Annotated in this window: 2 protein-coding genes; both read left to right on the top strand. The window is 37.6% G+C overall.

The genetic code is table 11. From position 1 onward, the window contains the following. Positions 1-591 (top strand): replication initiation protein RepM (repM, locus tag FTV42_RS17095; RefSeq protein WP_180039273.1); only part of this gene is annotated, 591 nt, incomplete at its 5' end. Between the two features lie 78 nt (positions 592-669). Continuing rightward, positions 670-1200: a plasmid replication DNA-binding protein gene (locus FTV42_RS17090; RefSeq protein WP_180039272.1), complete on the top strand. Its 531-nt coding sequence runs from the start codon at positions 670-672 to the stop codon at positions 1198-1200. Positions 1201-1210: the final 10 nt, after the last annotated feature.

Raw genomic sequence — 1210 nt, 5'->3', positions numbered from 1 at the left:
GTCGTAATTGAACAAGTCACAAAAATAGATGGCTTTGAACAATATTTTACTAGCTACCATCTTAAAAAAACTTCGGATTTCAAAAGTGTTTATGCTGTACGACTTTATGAATTGTTAATGCAATGGAAGTCTGTAGGCAAAACACCTATGTATGAGTTAAATAAATTCCGTAGTCAAATAGGTATAGGAGTTAATGAATACGCTCGTATGGAAGCTTTTAAAAGACGTGTTTTAGATATTGCTATTGATCAAATTAACGAGTTTTCTGACATTACAGTTAAATATGAGCAGCATAAAAAAGGCCGTTCTATTTCAGGTTTTTCATTCACCTTCAAACAGAAGAAAACGGGCAATCAATCAGTAGAAAACAAGCGAGATCCAAAAACGGTAAATATTTTCTCAACCATGACAGATGCTCAACGACACTTGTTTGCCAACAAACTTTCACAACTTCCTGAAATGAGTAAATACTCCCAGGGCACAGAAAGCTATCAGCAGTTCGCTGTACGTATTGCTGAAATGCTCCAAACCCCAGAGAAATTTAAGGAACTATACCCTTACCTCCAAAAAGTAGGTTTTAAGGCTGCCTAGAATATAGGCTTGCCGATTTGTCTATTAGACTGTCTAATAGACAAGACATTTTTACAAGATTAGGCATCGTTTTACATCATGAAAAGCCTTTCAGTTTTAGAATTATCCAAGCTTTATGGTATAAATAGACAAACGATTTACAACCATATAAATAAAGGAATTTTAAGTAAAAATTCTGATAACAAAATTGATTTTTCAGAAGCTATCCGTGTATTTGGAGAGCCTGCTAAAAAACAGGATGTAAAAGAACCTGTAAAAATAGACAGTCCAAGTTCGGCAGAAGTTTTACTGCTTAGACAGCAGATAGACATGCTGAAAAATCAGCTTTTGGATGCCAAAGACCGGGAATCCTTTTATCAAAACCAGATTGAAACGATGCAGCGCTTATTGGAAGCCCCAAAAGCCAATATGACTACGTTTACCGATCAAGAACAGGCGCAAGCGAATGCAGCTCAAGTACAGTCAGCACCAGACACCGATGATCCTAAACATGACGGATTGACTACTCCTGAGCAAACTGAAAATAAGCGGATTCCAGTGCCAGAGCATGTTGAACCGGAGCCGGAGAAAAGAGGCTTCTGGAGCCGCTTCTTTAAGCCATATGGCTGATCTGATTGTT

Origin of the sequence: Acinetobacter sp. YH16052, assembly GCF_013417155.1 — a bacterium.
Lineage (GTDB): Bacteria > Pseudomonadota > Gammaproteobacteria > Pseudomonadales > Moraxellaceae > Acinetobacter.
This window is presented reverse-complemented; position numbering and strand designations above follow the sequence as displayed.

Coding starts and splice junctions, on each gene's coding strand:
- FTV42_RS17090 (WP_180039272.1), top strand. CDS start 670: ATGAAAAGCCTTTCAGTTTTAGAATTATCCAAGCTTTATGGTATAAAT.